We start from the raw sequence: 16,933 nt of genomic DNA, 5'->3' as shown, positions 1-16,933 counted from the left end.
TCGGTGCATCGGTGCATCGGTGCATCGGTGCATCAGCGCATCGGTGCATCGGCGCATGAACGGGTGCTCGCGGTCCTCGCCCTGGCCGGAGTGGGCCGAACGCGAGTGCGGAGAGCCGCCGTCGGCCTGGACGCGGCGCGTGTGATTCCGGCGGCTGAAGGCGTCGCCTAGAGCCTCAGGCCCAGCCGGTCGGCTGCGGCGGTGAGCGCGGCTCCCAGGGGGAGCGACACCCTGGCGAGTGCGTGCCGGTCGCCGCGGGTGTGGTCGCGGTTCACGATCAGGACCGGCTTCCTGGTCTGTGCCGCCTGGCGGACGAACCGGAGCCCGGACATCACCGTCAGCGAGGACCCCAGGACCAGCAGCGAACGCGCCGCCCCGACCAGCTCGCGGCAGCGCTCGACCCGCTGCGGCGGAACGTTCTCGCCGAAGAACACGACGTCCGGTTTGAGGATGCCGCCGCAGACCGCGCAGGGCACCACCCGGAAGCCCGCGACCTGTTCGTCCGTGAGGTCGGCGTCACCGTCCGGGTTGATCCCGGCGGCCACCGGCTCGAACCCCGGATTCGCCTCCTCCAGCCTCCGGGCGAGTTCCCGCCGCGGGCTGCGGGCGCCGCAGGACAGGCAGACGACCCGGGACAGGGTCCCGTGCAGTTCCACCACGTCCTCGCTGCCGGCGGCCTGGTGCAGGCCGTCCACGTTCTGGGTGATGGCACCCGCGAGCAGGCCGTGCCGTTCGAAGGCGGCCACCGCCCGGTGCCCGGCGTTGGGGCGGGCACGGCCGAAGCTGCGCCAGCCGAGGTGGCTGCGCGCCCAGTACCGGCGCCGGGCCTGGGCGCCGGCGGTGAAGTCCTGGTAGGTCATCGGGGTGTGCCGGCTCAGGCTCCCGCCCTCGCCCCGGTAGTCGGGGATGCCGGACTCCGTCGAGATGCCCGCCCCACTGAGCACCAGCACCCCGCCCGAGCGCAGCGCCTCGACGACCGGCTCCAGATCCGTGGTGGCCGGTGGCAGGTCCTCGGCCGGGGTCCAGCTCAGGGTGGGGCGCATGCGCATGACGTCAGGGTACGGAACGGCGCCCTGCGGCGGGACTGTGATGCCTGCGAGCACATCCGCGCACCGCCGCCAGGATCCGCCGGGCTGGACGCGCCGCCGTTCCACGGTGCGGGCCGGTGCAGCCCGGGGCGCACCTGACCTCGTACGACGTCAGCTCCAGCCGAACCGGCGGTCCACCACCGCGGTGAACTCCTCGGGGGTCAGCACCGCGTCCCCGTTCTGGTCGGCGGAGTCGAACAGGGCCGACGAGGCGTCGGCGTCCTGCACGCCCCACAGCGGCAGGACACCCGAGGCCGCCAGGGACGGCCCCCTGGTCCGCAGGGCGACGATCACCTCTTCCCGGGTGAGCAGTCCGTCGTGATCGAGATCGAGCGCCTCGAACAGTCTGCGGCCCTTGTCACTCATGCTCGTCCCCGTGGCGTGTCGGTCAGGCGGGCGGGTCGTGCCCGCTCGCAGGGAAGGACGCCGGCGGGGCCGGCCGGGTTGCGTCGCGGCCCAGGACATCCCCCCGCGGTGCGGAAAACGCGCTCGTGCGGCGCCGCCCGGATGCGAAGGTGTGATCACTGGTACCGCCCCGACACAAGGGAGTCCTCCGGTCATGGCCGTGATCCACCGCACCGACCTCAAGCCCACCAAGCTGGAGCTGCTGACCTCCTGGCTGCCCTCCCGTCCGTGGTACCGCGGCGACGCGGGCGAGCCCCGGCCGGTGAAGGCGGGCGGCTTCCGGCTGGACGATCCGCAGGGCGAGGTCGGGATCGAGTTCATCGTGGTCACCGACGCCTCCGGCCCCGACCCGGCCGCGTACCTCGTGCCCCTGACCTACCGCGGGGCCCCGCTCGACGGCGCGGAGCACGCCCTCGTCGGCACCATGGACCACGGCGTGCTGGGGCGCCGCTGGGCCTACGACGGCTGCCACGACCCGGTGATGGTCGCCCAGCTGCTGGCACTGATCGAGGGCCGGGCCGAGGCCCAGGACCAGAACACCAGCGACACCCCCGACCGTGAGATCGCCGCCTCCTTCACCGGCGCGGGCCCCCTCGCCACCGACCTCACCGTCCTGGACGACCAGGAGGGCACCGCACTGACCGGGCCGCACGGCACGACGCTGCGCCTGCACCGCGTCCTCACGCCCGCCGACGGCGCGCCCGTCCCCCCGCCCGGAGCGATCGGCCAGGTCTCCGGCTGCTGGCGGACGCCGGACGGCAGCCGCGTCCGAGGGCTGTTCGCATCCGTGCTGCACACCGGAAGCCCGGGGTAGGCCAGGGGCGGTGACCGCTCCCGGCGGCGCCGCTCACTCCTTGCCGCGCACCACGGCGACGGGGCAGTGCGCGTGGTGCAGCAGGGCCTGACTGACGGATCCCAGCAGCAGACCGGTGAAGCCGCCGCGCCCCCGGGCACCGGCGACCACCAGCTGCGCCTCGCGGCTGGCCTCGATCAGCGTGGCGCGGATGCGGGAGCGCACCAGGCGCCGCTCGACGGCGACCTGCGGCCAGGCCGCCTGGCCACGGGCCACCACCTGGTCCAGCAGGTGCCGCTCGGCCTCGCTCAGCCGCTCGGCGTCCGCGACGACGGAGGTCAGCGGATCGCCCGGACCCTCGTAGGCCCGTTCACTCCAGGTGTTCCACACGTGCAGTGCGACGAGCGGTGCCCCGCGCAGTGCGGCCTCCGCGAAGGCGAAGTCCGCCGCGGCCTCACCGGCCGGGGAGCCGTCCACGGCGAGCAGCACCGGCCCGGACGGCTCCGGACGGCCCCGCACCACCAACAGCGGGCAGTGACCGTGGGCGGCCAGATGCACCGCCGTGGAACCCAGAAGCAGCCCGGAGAAGCCGGTCAGCCCGCGGCTGCCCACCACCGCCAGCGACGCGGAACGCGACTCGACCTCCAGCACCTCGACCGCGTCGCCGGCCACCACCGAGCGCGTGATCTCGATGCCCGGCGCGAGGGCGTGAGCCCGCTCCTCCGCCCGGGCCAGCTCGCCCCGCACCATCGGCTCCAGGCCCTTCCCGCTCGCACCCCACGGTGCCTCCCCCGGCGGCAGTTGCCCGGGCGGCCGGCCGAAGGCGTGCACGATCCGCAGCGGCACCCCGCGCAGCCGCGCCTCCCGCGCCGCCACGTCGACCGCGTCGACGCTCGACGAGGAACCGTCCACTCCCACGACCACCGGACCACTCACTGCGCACTCCCTTCCCGGAGACCGCGGCGCGGCCCCTCGACCTGAGAGGCCGCGGCGCGGCCCCTCGACCTGAGAGACCGCGGCGCGGCCCCTCGACCTGAGAGACCGCGGCGCGGCCCCTCGACCTGAGAGCCTCGGCCCTCGCGGCCGAAGCGAACAGGGGCCTACCAGGCCCACACCCGGGCCGCCCGGCCCTGCCGGGGCCGCCACGCGGTCGTGACACTGGTGTTCCCCCGGACGGACCAACCCGGGGCGGTCCCGCTCGGGTGCCCGGCGAGGTGTGCCGAAGAACCCGGACGAGAGGACGGGGCACCGGCGAGGGCCCGCACGAATCCGAAGAACCACGGCCGACGGGAAGACACGCGTGGACGTCAATGAGGTGCTGCTGCCCGGTGTGGGACTGCGCTACGAGTTCGTCAACCACGAGGGGGACCGGGTCGGAGTGATCGCCCAGCGCTCGGGGGAGTTCGAGCTGGTGGTCTACCCGGGCCAGGACCCCGACGAGGCCCGTCCGGTGCTGCGGCTCACCCGTGAGGAGGCCGATGCCCTGGCCGAGATCCTCGGGGCACCGCGCATCGCGGAGCGGTTCGCCGACCTGACCCGCGAGGTGCCCGGGCTCAGCGCGGGGCAGGTGGAGATCCGGCCCGGCAGCCCGTTCGCCGGCCGCGCGCTGGGGGAGACCCGGGCCCGCACCCGCACCGGGGCGTCCATCGTGGCCGTCGTGCGCGGGGAGGACGTCATCGCCTCACCGGGACCGGCCGAGACCCTGCGGGCCGGAGACATCCTGATCGTCATCGGTACTCGTGAGGGCATCGCCGGGGTCCAGCGCATCGTCCAGGACTGAGTGATGCACACGCCCGTCGCCCTGCTGCTGGAACTCGGCGCCATTCTGGCCGCCCTGAGCGTGCTGGGCGAGATCGCCCGGCGCTTCGCCCTGTCACCCGTACCGCTGTACCTGCTGGCGGGACTGGCCCTGGGGGACGGCGGCATCGCCCCCGTCCCGGCCGCCCGCGAGTTCGTCGACACGGGTGCCGCGATCGGTGTGATCCTGCTGCTGCTGACCCTCGGACTGGACTTCACCGTCGGCGAGTTCACCGCCAGCCTCCGCCGGCACCGGTCCTCCGCCGTCGTCGATCTCGTCCTCAACGCCGCGCCCGGCGCCGTGGCCGGATGGCTGCTCGGCCTGGACGGGCCCGGGATCCTGGCGCTGGCCGGCGCCACCTACGTCTCCTCCTCCGGCATCGTGGCCCGGCTGCTCGCTGACCTGCGCCGGCTGGGCAACCGGGAGACCCCGGCGGTGCTGTCGGTGCTGGTGCTGGAGGACTTCGCCATGGCCGCCTACCTGCCCCTGCTGGCGGTCGTCACCGCCGGCGGCACCTGGTCGCAGGCGCTGCTCGCGGTCCTGGCCGCCACCGCCGTCGTCGTCGCGGCGATCGTCGCGTCCAGCCGCTGGGGTCACCACGTCGGGCGGGTGCTGTCCCACGCCGACGCCGAGCAGGTGCTGCTCCGGGTCCTCGGCATCACCCTGATCGTGGCCGCGCTGGCCGAACTCGTCCATGTCTCCGCCGCCGTGGGGGCGTTCCTGATCGGGCTCGCCCTGACCGGCGCCGCCGCGGACCGGGTGCGGGCCGTGCTGAGCCCGCTGCGCGACCTGTTCGCCGCGGTGTTCTTCCTGGCCCTCGGACTGTCCGTCGACCCCGGCGACCTGCTGCCGGCCCTGCCGGCCGCCGCCGCTCTGGCCGTCGTCACCGCGGCGACCAAGGTGGCCGCCGGATGGTACGCCGCGCGCCGCGAAGGGGCGGGCCGCCGCGGCCGGTTGCGGGCCGGGACCGCGCTCGTCGCCCGCGGTGAGTTCTCGGTCGTCATCATCGGCCTGGCCGCCCCCGCGCAGGGCCGCCTCGCGGCCCTGGTCACCACCTACGTGATGATCCTGGCCGTGTGCGGACCGCTCCTCGCCCGGTTCGCGCCGACCCGCCCGGCACCGCCGAGAAAGGCGGGACCGGGCGGCCGGCACGGCCCGCTCAGCGGGACCGGTCCGCTCCCCGCACCACCGCCACCGGGCAGTGCGCGTGGTGCAGCAGGGCCTGGCTGACCGATCCCAGCAGCAGCCCGGCGAAACCGCCCCGGCCCCGGGCACCGACCACCATCAGCTGGGCGGACCCGCTCGCCTCGATCAGCGCCTCCCGCGCCCCGCCGTGGACGATCCGGTGCTCCACCACCACGTCCGGGTAGTCCTCCTGACGGCCGGACAGCGCCTCGGCCAGCAGCCGGGCCTCCTCCCCGGCCAGCGCGCCGGGCGGGTTGGAGTAGGGCGCGGACGGGTCCTGCGGCGCGGGCAGCGGCGCGTTCCAGGTGGTCCACGCGTGCAGCGCGAGCAGGGGAGCCTTGCGCAGCGCGGCCTCGGCGAAGGCGAAGTCCACCGCCCTGTCCCCCGCGGGGGAGCCGTCGACGCCCACGACGACCGGTCCGGCGTCCTGCGGCTGCTCGCGCACCACCAGCACCGGGCACCGGCCGTGCGCCGCGAGGTGCACGGCCGTGGAGCCGACCAGCAGCCCCACGAACCCGCCCATGCCCCGGGAACCGACCACCACGAGCTCCGCGGTACGCGACTGGGCTTCCAGCACCGTCAGCGGCTCACCCGTCACCACCGCCTGGCTGACGTCGACGTCCGGCGCCGCCGCCCGCGCCCGCTCCACCGCCTCGGCCACGAGACGGTCCACCATGTGACGGATCCCGCCTTCCGGCGGCCCCAACGGCGACGGCCCCATGGGCACGTGCAGCGCCGGCCACATGCAGGCGTGCACCACGCGCAGTCCCGCCCGGCGCGACCGCGCCTCGCGCGCCGCCGTCTCCACCGCGACCAGGCTGGACGCCGAGCCGTCGACACCCACCACCACGAGTCCGCTCACCATGTCTCCTTCGTCGAACATCCTTGGTGTGCTCAGCCTCACCTCCGGTGCGCCCGGCCGTCATGGGGCCTTCAGGGCCCGGCGGTGGGCCGTGTGGGGCAACGACTGCGATGGCCCGCCGCGGGTGGGAGACGGGAGTCCGGTCCGGACCGGCCGTGGCGGGCCGGTCGTCCCCCCCCGGCTCCGGTGCCCGGCGGCACAAGGACCCCCGGACCCGGTAAGGGCCCTACGGGCCCTGGTGGGTACACGGTCACCGGACGAGGGTGGACAGCTCCGGCCGGTCCGCGCTCCCGACCGACGACTCGACACGGAAGGACCCCATGTCCGCCGACACGCAACCGACGTCCACCGAACTCACGGGTGAGGAGCTGAAGCAGCTGGACGCCCACTGGCGCGCCGCGAACTACCTGGCGGTGGGCCAGATCTACCTGATGGACAACCCCCTGCTGACCGAGCCGCTGCGGCCCGAGCACGTCAAGCCGCGGTTACTGGGCCACTGGGGCACCTCGCCGGGCCTGAACCTGGTGCACACCCACCTCAACCGGGTCGTCAAGGCCCGCGACCTGGACGCGCTGTGCATCTGGGGGCCGGGGCACGGCGGACCGGCGGTGCTGGCCAACTCCTGGCTGGAGGGCACGTACACGCAGACGTACCCCGACATCACACGGGACGCGGCGGGCATGGCCCGGCTGTTCAAGCAGTTCTCCTTCCCCGGCGGCGTGCCCAGCCATGTCGCCCCGGAGACACCCGGTTCCATCCACGAGGGCGGCGAGCTCGGCTACTCCCTCGCCCACGCCTATGGCGCCGCCCTCGACAACCCGGATCTGCTGGTGGCGTGTGTGGTCGGTGACGGGGAGGCGGAGACGGGTCCGCTGGCCGCGTCGTGGCATTCCGACAAGTTCCTCGATCCGGTGCACGACGGTGCCGTGCTGCCGATCCTGCATCTCAACGGTTACAAGATCGCCAATCCGACGGTGCTGTCCCGGCTGCCCGAGGCCGAGCTGGACGAACTCCTGCGCGGCTACGGTCATGAGCCGATCCATGTCGGCGGGGACGATCCGGCCGCGGTGCACCGGGCGATGGCCGGGGCGATGGACACCGCGCTGGACCGGATCGCACAGGCGCAGCGCGCGGCCCGGGAGGAGGGTGCGACCGGGCGTCCGCGCTGGCCGGTGATCGTGCTGCGCACCCCGAAGGGCTGGACCGGCCCGGCCGAGGTCGACGGTGTGCCGGTGGAGGGCACCTGGCGTGCGCACCAGGTGCCCCTCTCCGGGGTCCGTGACAACCCCGACCATCTGCGGCAGCTGGAGAACTGGCTGCGCTCCTACCGGCCCGAGGAACTGTTCGACGAGCACGGCGGTCCCCGCGCCGACGTACTGGCCTGCGTCCCGGACGGCGCGCGGCGGCTCGGCGCCACCCCGCACGCCAACGGTGGTCTCCTGCTGCGCGAACTGCCCCTGCCGTCGCTGGACACGTACGCCGTCGAGGTCGGCAAGCCCGGCACCACCCTGCACGAACCCACCCGGGTCCTCGGCGACCTGCTGGAGGACGTGATGCGGGCCACTGCGGACCGGCGCGATTTCCGGCTGGTCGGCCCGGACGAGACCGCCTCCAACCGGCTCCAGGCCGTCTTCGAGGCCAGCGGCAAGGCCTGGCAGGCGGAGACCCTCTCCGTCGACGAGCACCTGGACCGGCACGGCCGGGTGATGGAGATCCTCTCCGAACACACCTGTCAGGGCTGGCTGGAGGGTTACCTCCTGACCGGGCGGCACGGGCTGTTCTCCTGCTACGAGGCGTTCGTGCACATCGTCGACTCGATGGTCAACCAGCACATCAAGTGGCTGCGCGTCACCCGCCGCCTGCCGTGGCGGGCGCCCATCGCCTCCCTCAACTACCTGCTGACCTCCCACGTGTGGCGGCAGGACCACAACGGCTTCTCGCACCAGGACCCCGGTTTCGTCGACCACGTGCTGAACAAGAGCCCCGAGGTGGTGCGGGTCTATCTGCCGCCGGACGCCAACACCCTGCTGTCGGTCGCGGACCACGCCCTGCGCAGCCGCGACTACGTCAACGTCATCGTGGCCGGCAAGCAGCCCTGCTTCGACTGGCTGACCATGGAGCAGGCCAAGGTCCACTGCGCCCGCGGCGCCGGCGTCTGGGAGTGGGCGGGCACCGAGGACGGCCTGCGGGAACCGGACGTCGTGCTCGCCTGCGCGGGCGACGTGCCCACCCAGGAGATCCTCGCCGCCGCCCAGTTGCTGCGCCGGTACCTGCCCGAGCTGTCCGTCCGGGTGGTGAACGTCGTCGACCTGGCCCGGCTGCTGCCGCAGGAGGAGCACCCGCACGGCATGCCGGGCGCGGAGTACGACGCACTGTTCACCACCGACAAGCCGGTCATCTTCGCCTACCACGGCTACCCGTGGCTCATCCACCGCCTGGCCTACCGCCGCACCGGCCACAAGAACCTGCACGTGCGCGGCTACAAGGAGATCGGCACCACGACCACGCCGTTCGACATGGTGGTGAGCAACGACCTCGACCGCTACCGCCTGGTCATGGACGTCATCGACCGCGTCCCGGGACTCGCGGTGCGCGCCACGGCCCTGCGCCAGCGGATGGAGGACGCCCGGCTGCGCCACCACGACTGGATCCGCGAGCACGGCACCGACCTGCCCGAGGTCGCCGACTGGGCCTGGGACGGCTGACCGGGCCCGCGACCCACGCTCACGCTCACCGGCACCGCGCCCGGACGGTGCCGGTCCCATCCGCACCCCGGTCCCGGAGTCGGGACCGCACAGGAATCGGGACCGCACGACCGAAGTCCGGGACCGTCGCCTCCGGGGGCAGGGACCACCGGCCCCTGTCCCCACGCCGTGAGGCGACCAAGACTCGACGCGTATCCCCGAGGAGGTTCCACATGCCCCGCACCGTCACCGCCGGACTGGACGGCTCGCCGGAGAGCCTGGCCGCTGCCGACTGGGCCGCCCGCGAAGCGCTGCTGCGTGATCTGCCCCTGCGTCTGGTGCACGCCGCGACGCAGCAGCCCCTGGTCTACGGTCCGTTGGCCGGGTTCACCGCGCCCGTCCCGTCGGCCGAGCAGCAGCACGCAGCGGCGCGGCACCTGCTGGACGAGGCGCGCGCCCGCGTCGCCCGTCGTCATCCCGGTCTGCGGATCGACGCCGACGAGATACCGGGGCAGCCCGCGTCGGCCCTGCTGAAGGCCGCCGAGGACGCCGAGCTGCTGGTGCTCGGCTCGCGCGGCCTGAGCAGGATCGCCGGGTACCTGGTCGGCTCCGTCGCCCTGTCCGTCGTGGCCTGGAGCACCCGGCCGGTGGTCCTCGTCCGGCACGACGGGCAGACCGGGGAGGAGCAGCCCCCGACCGGCGACCCGGCCACCGGCACCGGTGCCCACGGCGACGTCGTCCTCGGCCTCGACCTGCACAAGCCCAGCGACCCGGTGATCGAGTTCGCGTTCGACGCGGCCTCCCGCCGGTCGACGCACCTGCGGGTCGTGCACGGCTGGACGCTGCCCCCCTACCAGTACGGCGGTGACCTCATGCCCGAACTGAGCGCCGAGACCGCCGCCCGGGCCCGAAGCGAACTGACCGACGTGCTGCGTCCGTGGCAGGAGAAGTACCCGGCGGTGGAGGTGCACGCGCAGGCCACCATCGGGGGCGCGGGCGCCCATCTCGTCGAGGCCTCGCGCGGGGCGTCGCTCGTGGTCGTGGGCCGGCACGCCCGCCGGGCACCGCTCGGCACCCACATCGGCCCGGTGACGCAGGCACTGCTGCACCACGCCGCCGCGCCGGTGGCCGTCATCTCGCACGCCTGACCGCGGCAGGCGCGGCCGGGTCCCCGCCGGGACCCGGCCGCCGCTCAGACGCCGCCCTCCAGGGCCGCCCCGACCTCTCGGCGCGGGGACGCCGGGCCCTCGGGACCGTAGCCCAGCCGGATCACCATCTGGGCGCGGCCCGGTCCGCCGCCGCGCGCCGGACCGTCGAGGTGGGCGCGCAGATCCGGCCACTCCAGCGCCTGGTGCAGAAGCGACGTCCGCACGCCGTGCGCGGTCGCCACGAGCAGGATCCGCTCCAGCGCCTGCCCGGCCCGCAGCCAGTCCGTGCGCCGGTCGTGCGCGGTGCGCAGCAGCGCGAGCGCCGGGTGCCTCTCGTAGGGCCGCGCGAGCAGGACGGCCGGATGCCGGTGCGCCCCGAAGTCCCGCACGGGAACCCGCTCCAGGGAGTCCTGGGGCCCCACGACCGCCGCGGGCATCCCCAGTGAGGCGGGGTGCGGGCCGCTCGACCAGTGGCGGCTCTCCGCCGCCCGGTCCGCGTCCGCCCGGTTGCGGACCTCCCCCTCCCACGTCGCCCGCAGCACCCGGTCCGTCTCCCGCCGCCCCGGAAAGACGAGCGAGGCCCCTTCCAGGTGGGCGGCCTCGGCCAGCTCCGCGAGCAGGTGCCCGGGAAGCGGCCGGTCCGTGTAGGGGAAGCGGCTGCTGCGCCGCCGCCACAGAGCCTCGTACAACTCCGGCGCCGCCGGGATCCGCGCGGTGCCGGCGAGCCGGACGGTGGCGAGCAGGTCGGGCCGGTCGGGGCGGGGGAGCAGCCGTGTCACCGGTGCCCAGCCCGAACGGGCCGCCGCCACCCGCAGGTTGAGGACCGCACAACCCACGGACACGTGCACCGCGCGACCCGCCGGATCGGTGTGCCGCAGTCCTCGGTCGGTGGCGGCGTACACCCGGATGGTGCGCGTGTCCTGATCGATCCCGAAGCGCCACGGCTGGGTGTTGTGCAGGGACGGCGCGGCCACGGCCGCGGCGACCAGCCGTTCCAGCGCGGTGGCGTCGAGCGTCGCAGTGCTCATCGGAACTCCTTCCCCCCTGCCGGGTCCGGCGGGGCAGGTCGATGACCTCCCCAGGTTCCCGGCGGCGCGCCACCCCGGCCAGGGCCGTACGGCCCTGCGTGGTTCCCGGAGCCCATCGCACCCGCCGTCAGGGGACGTTCGGTCCCCGACCGGGACCAGCGGCCCCTGCCCCGGCACGGGCGCGCACGAGACGCTTTCCTCAGATCACCGAAACCAGGAGGTGGGCAGATGCCCGGCACGATCATCGTAGGACTCGACGGCTCGCTGGAGAGCCGCGCCGCCGCCGAATGGGCGGGCCGCGAGGCGCAGTTGCGCGGTGCCGGTGTACGACTGGTCCATGTGTGGCTGCCCGTGCCGAAGACGATGGCCCAAGCCCCCCTCCTCGGCGCCGAGACCCACCAGCACTGGACCGAACGCGTCCCCCGCGAAGCCGCCGAGGAGCTGAGGCGGCGTCATCCCGGCGTCGAGGTGACCTTCGAACAGCGCACCGGCGCCGTCGCCGAAGCCCTCCTGGACGCCTCCCGCGACGCGGAACTGCTGGTCCTCGGCTCCCGCGCGCTGAGCGGGCTCTCCGGCTTCCTGGTCGGGTCCGCCGGCCAGTCCGTGGTCGCCCGGGCCGAGGTGCCGGTCATCCTGATCCGCGCCGGTGAGCGGGCCGCCGACGAGCACGTCGAGGACTCCGGTGGCGCCCCGTCGGCCGACACCGCCTTCCGGCCCGTCGTCCTGGGCCTGGACAGCGACAGCCCCGACGACACCGTCGTGGCCTTCGCTTTCGAGGAGGCACGGCTGCGCGGCGCCGCGCTGACCGTCGTCCAGGGCTGGAGCCTGCCCCCCTACTACGTGTACAGCCTGTCGGCCGGTGTGGACCCGCGGGAGGACATCACCCGCGAGCGGGCCGCCGAGCTCACCGAGACGCTGCTGCCCTGGCGGCAGAAGTACCCCGACGTCGAGGTCGTCGAGACCTCCCGCCTGGGCAGCCCCGCCAACCACCTCGTCGACGCCTCCCGTGACGCGTCCCTCGTCGTCGTCGGCCGGCGCGTGCGCCGCAGCCCGTTCGGCATCCACATCGGGTCCGTCGCCCACGCGGTGCTGCACCACGCCGCCGCCCCCGTCGCCGTCGTCGCCCACGACTGACACGGCCGGCCGGGCACACCTAGAAGAGAAGCTCCGCACACAAGAGAAGCTCCGCAGCACGAGCAAAGCTCTCCGGAACGGACGAGAAGGTCCGGAACGGACGAGTAGCTCCGGAACCGGGAAGAACCCGGGAACAGAAAAGAGAACGCACCATGAAGGCAGCTGTCGTCGAGGAGTTCGGGGCACCCCTGGTCATCGAGGAGCGCCCCGACCCCGAACCCGGACCCGGGCAGGTCCGCATCCGGGTCGAGGCGTCCGGGCTGTGCCACACCGACATCCACGCCGCGCACGGCGACTGGCCGGTCAAGCCCACCCCGCCGTTCGTGCCCGGGCACGAGGGAGTCGGTCTCGTCGAGAAGCTCGGCGAGGGCGTGACCCATCTGTCCGTCGGGCAGCGCGTCGCCGTGCCCTGGCTCGGCAGCGCCTGCGGGCGGTGCGAGCACTGCCTGTCCGGCTGGGAGACCCTGTGCGAGAGCCAGGTCAACACCGGCTACGGCTGTGACGGCGGGTACGCCGAGAAGATGCTCGCCCGGGCCGACTTCGCCCAGCCCGTGCCCGACGGCGTCAGCGCCCTGGACGCCGCCCCGCTGACCTGCGCCGGCGTCACCACGTACAAGGCGCTCAAGGTCGCGGGCGTCGGGCCCGCCCAGCTGGTCGCCGTCTCGGGCGTCGGCGGGCTCGGGCACCTGGCGGTGCAGTACGCGAAGATCGCCGGGGCGCGGGTCGCCGCCGTCGACGTCACCGACGACAAGCTCCGGCTGGCCCGGGAACTCGGTGCCGACATCGTCATCGACGCCCGCACCCAGGACGTCGGCGCGGAGCTGAAGCGGCACGGCGGCGCCCATGTCGCGCTCGCCCTCGCCGTGAACCCGGCCGCCTTCGAGGCCGTCAACTCCGGGCTGCGGCGCGGCGGCAAGCTCGTCATGGTGGCCCTCCCGGCGCACGGCACCGTCCGGCTCCCGATCTTCGACACCGTGCTCAACGGCACCTCGGTGATCGGTTCCATCGTCGGCACCCGGCAGGACCTCGCCGAGGTCTTCCAGCTCCACGCGGCGGGCCGGACCCGGGTCATCAGTGAGACCCGGCCGCTCACGGCGGTCAACGACTGCATCGACGAGGTCCTGCGCGGTCAGGTCAAGGCCCGGATCGTCTTCGACCTCGACACGGGAAGGTGAGGACCATGCGCGCGCACCCGCCCCTGGTCGTCGGTGTCGACGGCTCCGAGGCGAGCCTGCGGGCCCTGGACTGGGCGGCCGACGAGGCCGCCCTGCGCGGGCTGCCCCTCAGGGTGGTCTACGCGTCCCTGTGGGAGAGGTACGAGGGAGCCGCACTCGCGCGTGACCTCGGCGGACCGTCCGGGCACGTGGCCGCCGAGGACATTGTCCGCGTCGCCGGGGACCGCGCCCGGCGCCGCCGCCCGGACCTGCCCGTCACCACGGCGGTCGTGCCGGAGGAACCCGAGTACGTCCTCGTACGGGAGAGCCGCGACGCCTCCGTCGTCGTCGTGGGCACGCGCGGGCGCAGCGGGCTCGCCGACGCGCTGCTGGGATCCGTCAGCCTGACGGTGGCCACGCGCGCCCACTGCCCCGTCGTCGTGATCCGCGGCAACCACGACAACCGGGCCACCGGCGGAGGGCACGCCCGCATCGTCGTCGGCGTGTCCGACGCGCCGACGACGGCCGTGCGCGTCGCCTGCGAGGAGGCGCGGCGACGCGAGGTGCCGCTGGAGGCCGTACGGACCTGGCGGCGCCCCGCGCACGAGACGGTCGACCACCCGCTGCTCGCCGGTTCGCCGGAGCGCCTGCACGAGGAGCGTGCCGCCGAGGAACTGGAGACCGCCCTCGCCGACGCCCCGCCGGAGGTGGTCCTGCACCGGCGCACGGCCGAAGGGCATGCGCGCCAAGTGCTGCTCGCCGCCTCGCACGAGGCGGACCTGCTCGTCATCGGCCGCCGCCGCACCGGGCAGTTCGGGCCCCGTCTCGGTCGGGTCGCCCACACCGTCCTGCACCACTCCGCCTGCCCGGTCATGGTCGTACCCGACGAGGAAAACACCGAGGGCCGGCACGCGGCCGCCGGCCGCCCGCACCGAACGTGACCCGGCGGCACCGCGTCGCTCGTCAGCTGTTCGCTTCGTCTCACCTCGCCTCAACGAGTCTCACCTGGTCTCACCGCGTCGCCCCGGGTCCGCCGAGGTGGCCGGTGAACCAGTCGCGGGCCAGCTCCGCGGCGACGTCCGCGTTCCGCCCTCCGGTGACGGCGTGCGGTGCGCCGGGCAGTTCGGCGATCTCGTACGGGCCGGGCATCCAGTGGGCCGCGAGGCGGGTGCGCCCGAGCAGCCGGGTGTCGAACTCGCCCACGACGAACAGGACGGGAACCCGCACCCGCGCCAGCGCCGCGGGACGGGCCAGCTCCGGGCGGCCGTCGAAGCAGACCACGGCACGGATGGCGTCGTCCGCCGCCGCGGCCTCCAGCGCGGCCGCCGCGGCCGTACCGCCACCCGCACAGCCCAGGGGGAGACCCGTCTCGCCGCCCAGCCAGCGGCAGGCGGCCCCCAGCCGCCGGGCCAGCAGGGGCACGTCGAAGAGGTTGTGACGGTCGCCCGCCTCCCGCACGGTGAGCAGGTCGAGCCGTACGGTTCCCAGCCCGGCGTGACGCAGGGCGGCGGCGACCGTCGGCCCGCCGGTGTCCATGGTGACGGCCACCAGTCCCCGGGGCGCGGCCGGCAGCGCCAGCCGGGCGGTCAGACGCACCGGCCCCGCGGGCACGCTCACGTCACGGCCCAGCGGGCTCTCCTCAGCGGCGGAGCCCTTCCCGGCCCGCATACGCACACCTCCCCAGCACGCCACTCCTCAGCACGCCACTCCTCAGCACGTCACTCCCCGGCAGGTCACTCCCCGGCACGTCACTGCCCAGCCCGTCGCTCACCGGGCCGCGCCGGCACGGGCGTACCGGCGGCCCGGCACCACGGCCTGAAGCGACGCGGCGGCGGAGCGGGCGGCCGGGTCCGCGGCGGGCACCGTGACCACGGGGACCGCCGAGAGCCGCAGGCAGGCGCGACCGACGCTGCCCACCGAGGGCAGATCACGCTGCCTGCGGGCGGTGCGCCCGAGGACCAGCAGCCGGGCGTCCTGCGCCTGCTGCACCAGCACCCGCGCGGCCGGCCCCTCCACCACGACGCCGCGTACGGCACCGCCCGTCCGCGGCCCGAGGACCGCGCGCACCGTCTCCGCGAGCACCTGCGCGGCCCGGTGCCGCTGCTCGTCGGCCGACGGCCGTGCCGGCACGGGCGCGTACGGGGCGAGCCCGGTACCGGCCTGCTCCCAGGCGTGCACGGCGACGAGGTCCGCGTCGAGCGCGCGAGCCTGGCACGCGGCCCAGCGCAGCGCCTCCATGGACGCCGCGGACCCGTCGACGCCCACCACGACGGTGTTCTCGGCGGTGTGTTGAGTCATGGCATCCTCCCTGGACGGCTTCTCGTCCAGCGTGCGGGTGGTCAGGTGCGGTAGCGGCGGTGGTCGTCCCCCTCGCCGATGAAGTGCTTCTCCTCGATGATCACTTCGCGTTCGCCGGGGCGCCGGACCAGTCCGGGCGTGGACATGAACGCGATCAGGCCGAGGACGCCGACGGCCATCAGGACGAAGCCGACGACGAACGAGCTGTAGCCGAACACCAGGCACGCGCCCAGTACGGCCGCCCCGACCAGCAGGAGCGGAATCATGGCTGCCCCCCTTCCTTCCCCGCGTACGACGCGGGGTGCGGGTCCCCGCCCGGGCCGGGCGGGGACGTTCACAGCTTGCGGAGCCAGTCGTCGGCCACGCCGTGCAGAGTCTGCTCGACCGGCTCGAGACGCGTGTCGTCGATCCGGTACGCCAGCTCGTCGACGACGCCGACGACACCGTCCACGCGGCCCGTCAGGGCGAGCGCGATGGACTTCTCGGTGCGCCGTTCCAGCACGCCCGAGAGGGTGACCACACCGTCCCTGACCTGCACCGCGACGGTCCGGGGAGCCACCCCGAGGGTGTCCAGGAGGACCTCCCGCCCGACGGCCCGCCGGATCTCCTCGTCGGTGCCCAGGAAGACCTTCAGCAGGTCGTGGCGCGTGACGATGCCGATGAGCCGGTCCTCCTCGTCGACCACGGGCAGCCGCTCGATACGGTGTCCGGCCATGAGCCGCGCGGCCTCGGTGACGGTGGCGTCGGCGCGTACGGTGACGGCGGGCGCGGACATGAGACCGCCGGCCACGGGGGTGCTCCCGGCCGGGTCGCGCCAGGCCCGGGGGAGGGCACGGCTCGCGAACCTCGACTCGGGGCTGTGACGCCGCCGACGCAGCCGGGTCAGCCACGTCTCCCCTCCCGGCCCGGCGGCCTGGCGGAGCATCAGGTCCGTCTCCGAGACGACCCCGATGACCTTGTCGTCCTCGTCGACCACCGGGAGCCCGCTGATGCGGTGCTCGCCGAGCAGCCGGACCACTTCCTTGAACGGTGTGCCGTACTCCGCCGTGACGACGTCCCGGGCCATCAGAGCGCCGATCTGCGTGGGTTTCATGGCAGTCCTCCTCGGTGCTGCGGGACCCGGTCCTCCACGGCCGGCGCTCACAGCCGGCCCCGGCCCGTGGCGGCACCCGGCACCGCGTGCGCGGCGGCCGTGCGGTGCGCACACCGGACACCTCGTCCGGCGGGGCCGCTCCGGGCTTCGAGTCCAGCGTCCGCCACCGACGCCTGTCCCTCGTAGGGCTGAGCGGGCAGGCGGCAGGGCCGAGCGGCCCTCTTCGTACGCCCGGCCGGCCGGGCCCCGCCGCGGGCACCGGC

The 16,933-nt window shown here is 74.6% G+C and carries 17 protein-coding genes; 8 read left to right on the top strand and 9 right to left on the bottom strand.

All coding sequences use genetic code 11. The features are described from left to right. Positions 1-167 precede the first annotated feature (167 nt). Positions 168-1,049 carry an NAD-dependent protein deacetylase gene (locus ABZY20_RS33725; protein ID WP_356446756.1) on the bottom strand — a complete coding sequence of 294 codons (882 nt, stop codon included), beginning with the start codon at positions 1,047-1,049 and terminating at the stop codon, positions 168-170. 150 nt (positions 1,050-1,199) lie between these two features. Continuing rightward, positions 1,200-1,454, bottom strand: coding sequence for an EF-hand domain-containing protein (locus tag ABZY20_RS33720; protein ID WP_356446754.1), 255 nt, complete (start codon positions 1,452-1,454; stop codon positions 1,200-1,202). 193 nt (positions 1,455-1,647) lie between these two features. Here ABZY20_RS33720 and ABZY20_RS33715 point away from each other — a divergent pair, with 193 nt between their 5' ends. After that, positions 1,648-2,307, top strand: coding sequence for a 1,4-alpha-glucan branching protein (locus ABZY20_RS33715; RefSeq protein WP_356446752.1), 660 nt, complete (start codon positions 1,648-1,650; stop codon positions 2,305-2,307). Positions 2,308-2,340: 33 nt separating this feature from the next. Here the strand turns inward: ABZY20_RS33715 and ABZY20_RS33710 are convergent, their stop codons facing one another. Then, positions 2,341-3,222 (bottom strand): universal stress protein, encoded by an 882-nt coding sequence (locus ABZY20_RS33710; protein ID WP_356446750.1) that lies wholly within the window; start codon positions 3,220-3,222, stop codon positions 2,341-2,343. A 364-nt stretch (positions 3,223-3,586) separates the two neighbouring features. On the opposite strand from ABZY20_RS33710, the gene ABZY20_RS33705 reads away from it, so the two are divergent. Beyond that, a complete protein-coding gene (locus ABZY20_RS33705; protein WP_356446748.1) occupies positions 3,587-4,066 on the top strand; it encodes a cation:proton antiporter regulatory subunit in 480 nt (159 codons plus the stop codon). 3 nt (positions 4,067-4,069) lie between these two features. After that, positions 4,070-5,314: a cation:proton antiporter gene (locus ABZY20_RS33700; RefSeq protein ID WP_356446746.1), complete on the top strand. Its 1,245-nt coding sequence runs from the start codon at positions 4,070-4,072 to the stop codon at positions 5,312-5,314. On the opposite strand, the gene ABZY20_RS33695 is transcribed toward ABZY20_RS33700, so the two are convergent. Then, positions 5,244-6,152, bottom strand: coding sequence for a universal stress protein (locus tag ABZY20_RS33695; protein ID WP_356446744.1), 909 nt, complete (start codon positions 6,150-6,152; stop codon positions 5,244-5,246). The genes ABZY20_RS33700 and ABZY20_RS33695 overlap by 71 nt on opposite strands. 299 nt (positions 6,153-6,451) lie before the next feature. Between ABZY20_RS33695 and ABZY20_RS33690 the strand changes: the two genes are divergently transcribed. After that, positions 6,452-8,836, top strand: coding sequence for a phosphoketolase family protein (locus ABZY20_RS33690; RefSeq protein ID WP_356446742.1), 2,385 nt, complete (start codon positions 6,452-6,454; stop codon positions 8,834-8,836). 212 nt (positions 8,837-9,048) lie between these two features. Further along, the gene (locus ABZY20_RS33685; protein WP_356446740.1) at positions 9,049-9,963 is read left to right on the top strand and encodes a universal stress protein; all 915 of its coding nucleotides are present in this window, start codon (positions 9,049-9,051) and stop codon (positions 9,961-9,963) included. A gap of 44 nt (positions 9,964-10,007) precedes the next feature. On the opposite strand, the gene ABZY20_RS33680 is transcribed toward ABZY20_RS33685, so the two are convergent. Beyond that, on the bottom strand, positions 10,008-10,991 hold the full coding sequence (locus ABZY20_RS33680) for a nitroreductase family protein (protein WP_356446739.1): 984 nt from the start codon (positions 10,989-10,991) through the stop codon (positions 10,008-10,010). A 228-nt stretch (positions 10,992-11,219) separates the two neighbouring features. On the opposite strand from ABZY20_RS33680, the gene ABZY20_RS33675 reads away from it, so the two are divergent. The 3 genes from ABZY20_RS33675 (at position 11,220) to ABZY20_RS33665 (ending at position 14,220) form a co-directional block, all read left to right on the top strand. Beyond that, complete coding sequence (locus ABZY20_RS33675; protein ID WP_356446737.1) at positions 11,220-12,125, top strand: universal stress protein; 906 nt, start codon at positions 11,220-11,222, stop codon at positions 12,123-12,125. 152 nt (positions 12,126-12,277) lie between these two features. Further along, on the top strand, positions 12,278-13,300 hold the full coding sequence (locus tag ABZY20_RS33670) for a zinc-dependent alcohol dehydrogenase (protein WP_356446736.1): 1,023 nt from the start codon (positions 12,278-12,280) through the stop codon (positions 13,298-13,300). A gap of 5 nt (positions 13,301-13,305) precedes the next feature. Then, a complete protein-coding gene (locus tag ABZY20_RS33665; RefSeq protein ID WP_356446735.1) occupies positions 13,306-14,220 on the top strand; it encodes a universal stress protein in 915 nt (304 codons plus the stop codon). Positions 14,221-14,290: 70 nt separating this feature from the next. Here ABZY20_RS33665 and ABZY20_RS33660 read toward each other — a convergent pair whose 3' ends face one another. The 4 genes from ABZY20_RS33660 to ABZY20_RS33645 form a co-directional block, all read right to left on the bottom strand. Beyond that, a complete protein-coding gene (locus tag ABZY20_RS33660; protein WP_356446733.1) occupies positions 14,291-14,947 on the bottom strand; it encodes an alpha/beta hydrolase in 657 nt (218 codons plus the stop codon). Positions 14,948-15,046: 99 nt separating this feature from the next. Next, positions 15,047-15,577, bottom strand: a complete 531-nt coding sequence (locus ABZY20_RS33655) for a universal stress protein (protein ID WP_356446731.1) — start codon at positions 15,575-15,577, stop codon at positions 15,047-15,049. Between the two features lie 41 nt (positions 15,578-15,618). Beyond that, positions 15,619-15,843 (bottom strand): hypothetical protein, encoded by a 225-nt coding sequence (locus ABZY20_RS33650; protein WP_356446729.1) that lies wholly within the window; start codon positions 15,841-15,843, stop codon positions 15,619-15,621. Positions 15,844-15,911: 68 nt separating this feature from the next. Then, positions 15,912-16,670, bottom strand: a complete 759-nt coding sequence (locus ABZY20_RS33645; RefSeq protein WP_356446727.1) for a CBS domain-containing protein — start codon at positions 16,668-16,670, stop codon at positions 15,912-15,914. Between the last annotated feature and the right edge of the window lie 263 nt (positions 16,671-16,933).

Origin of the sequence: Streptomyces sp. NPDC006624 (assembly GCF_040611555.1) — a bacterium.
GTDB lineage: Bacteria > Actinomycetota > Actinomycetes > Streptomycetales > Streptomycetaceae > Streptomyces.
The sequence above is the reverse complement of the archived record's forward strand: the minus strand, read 5'-3'. Positions and strand labels throughout refer to the sequence as shown.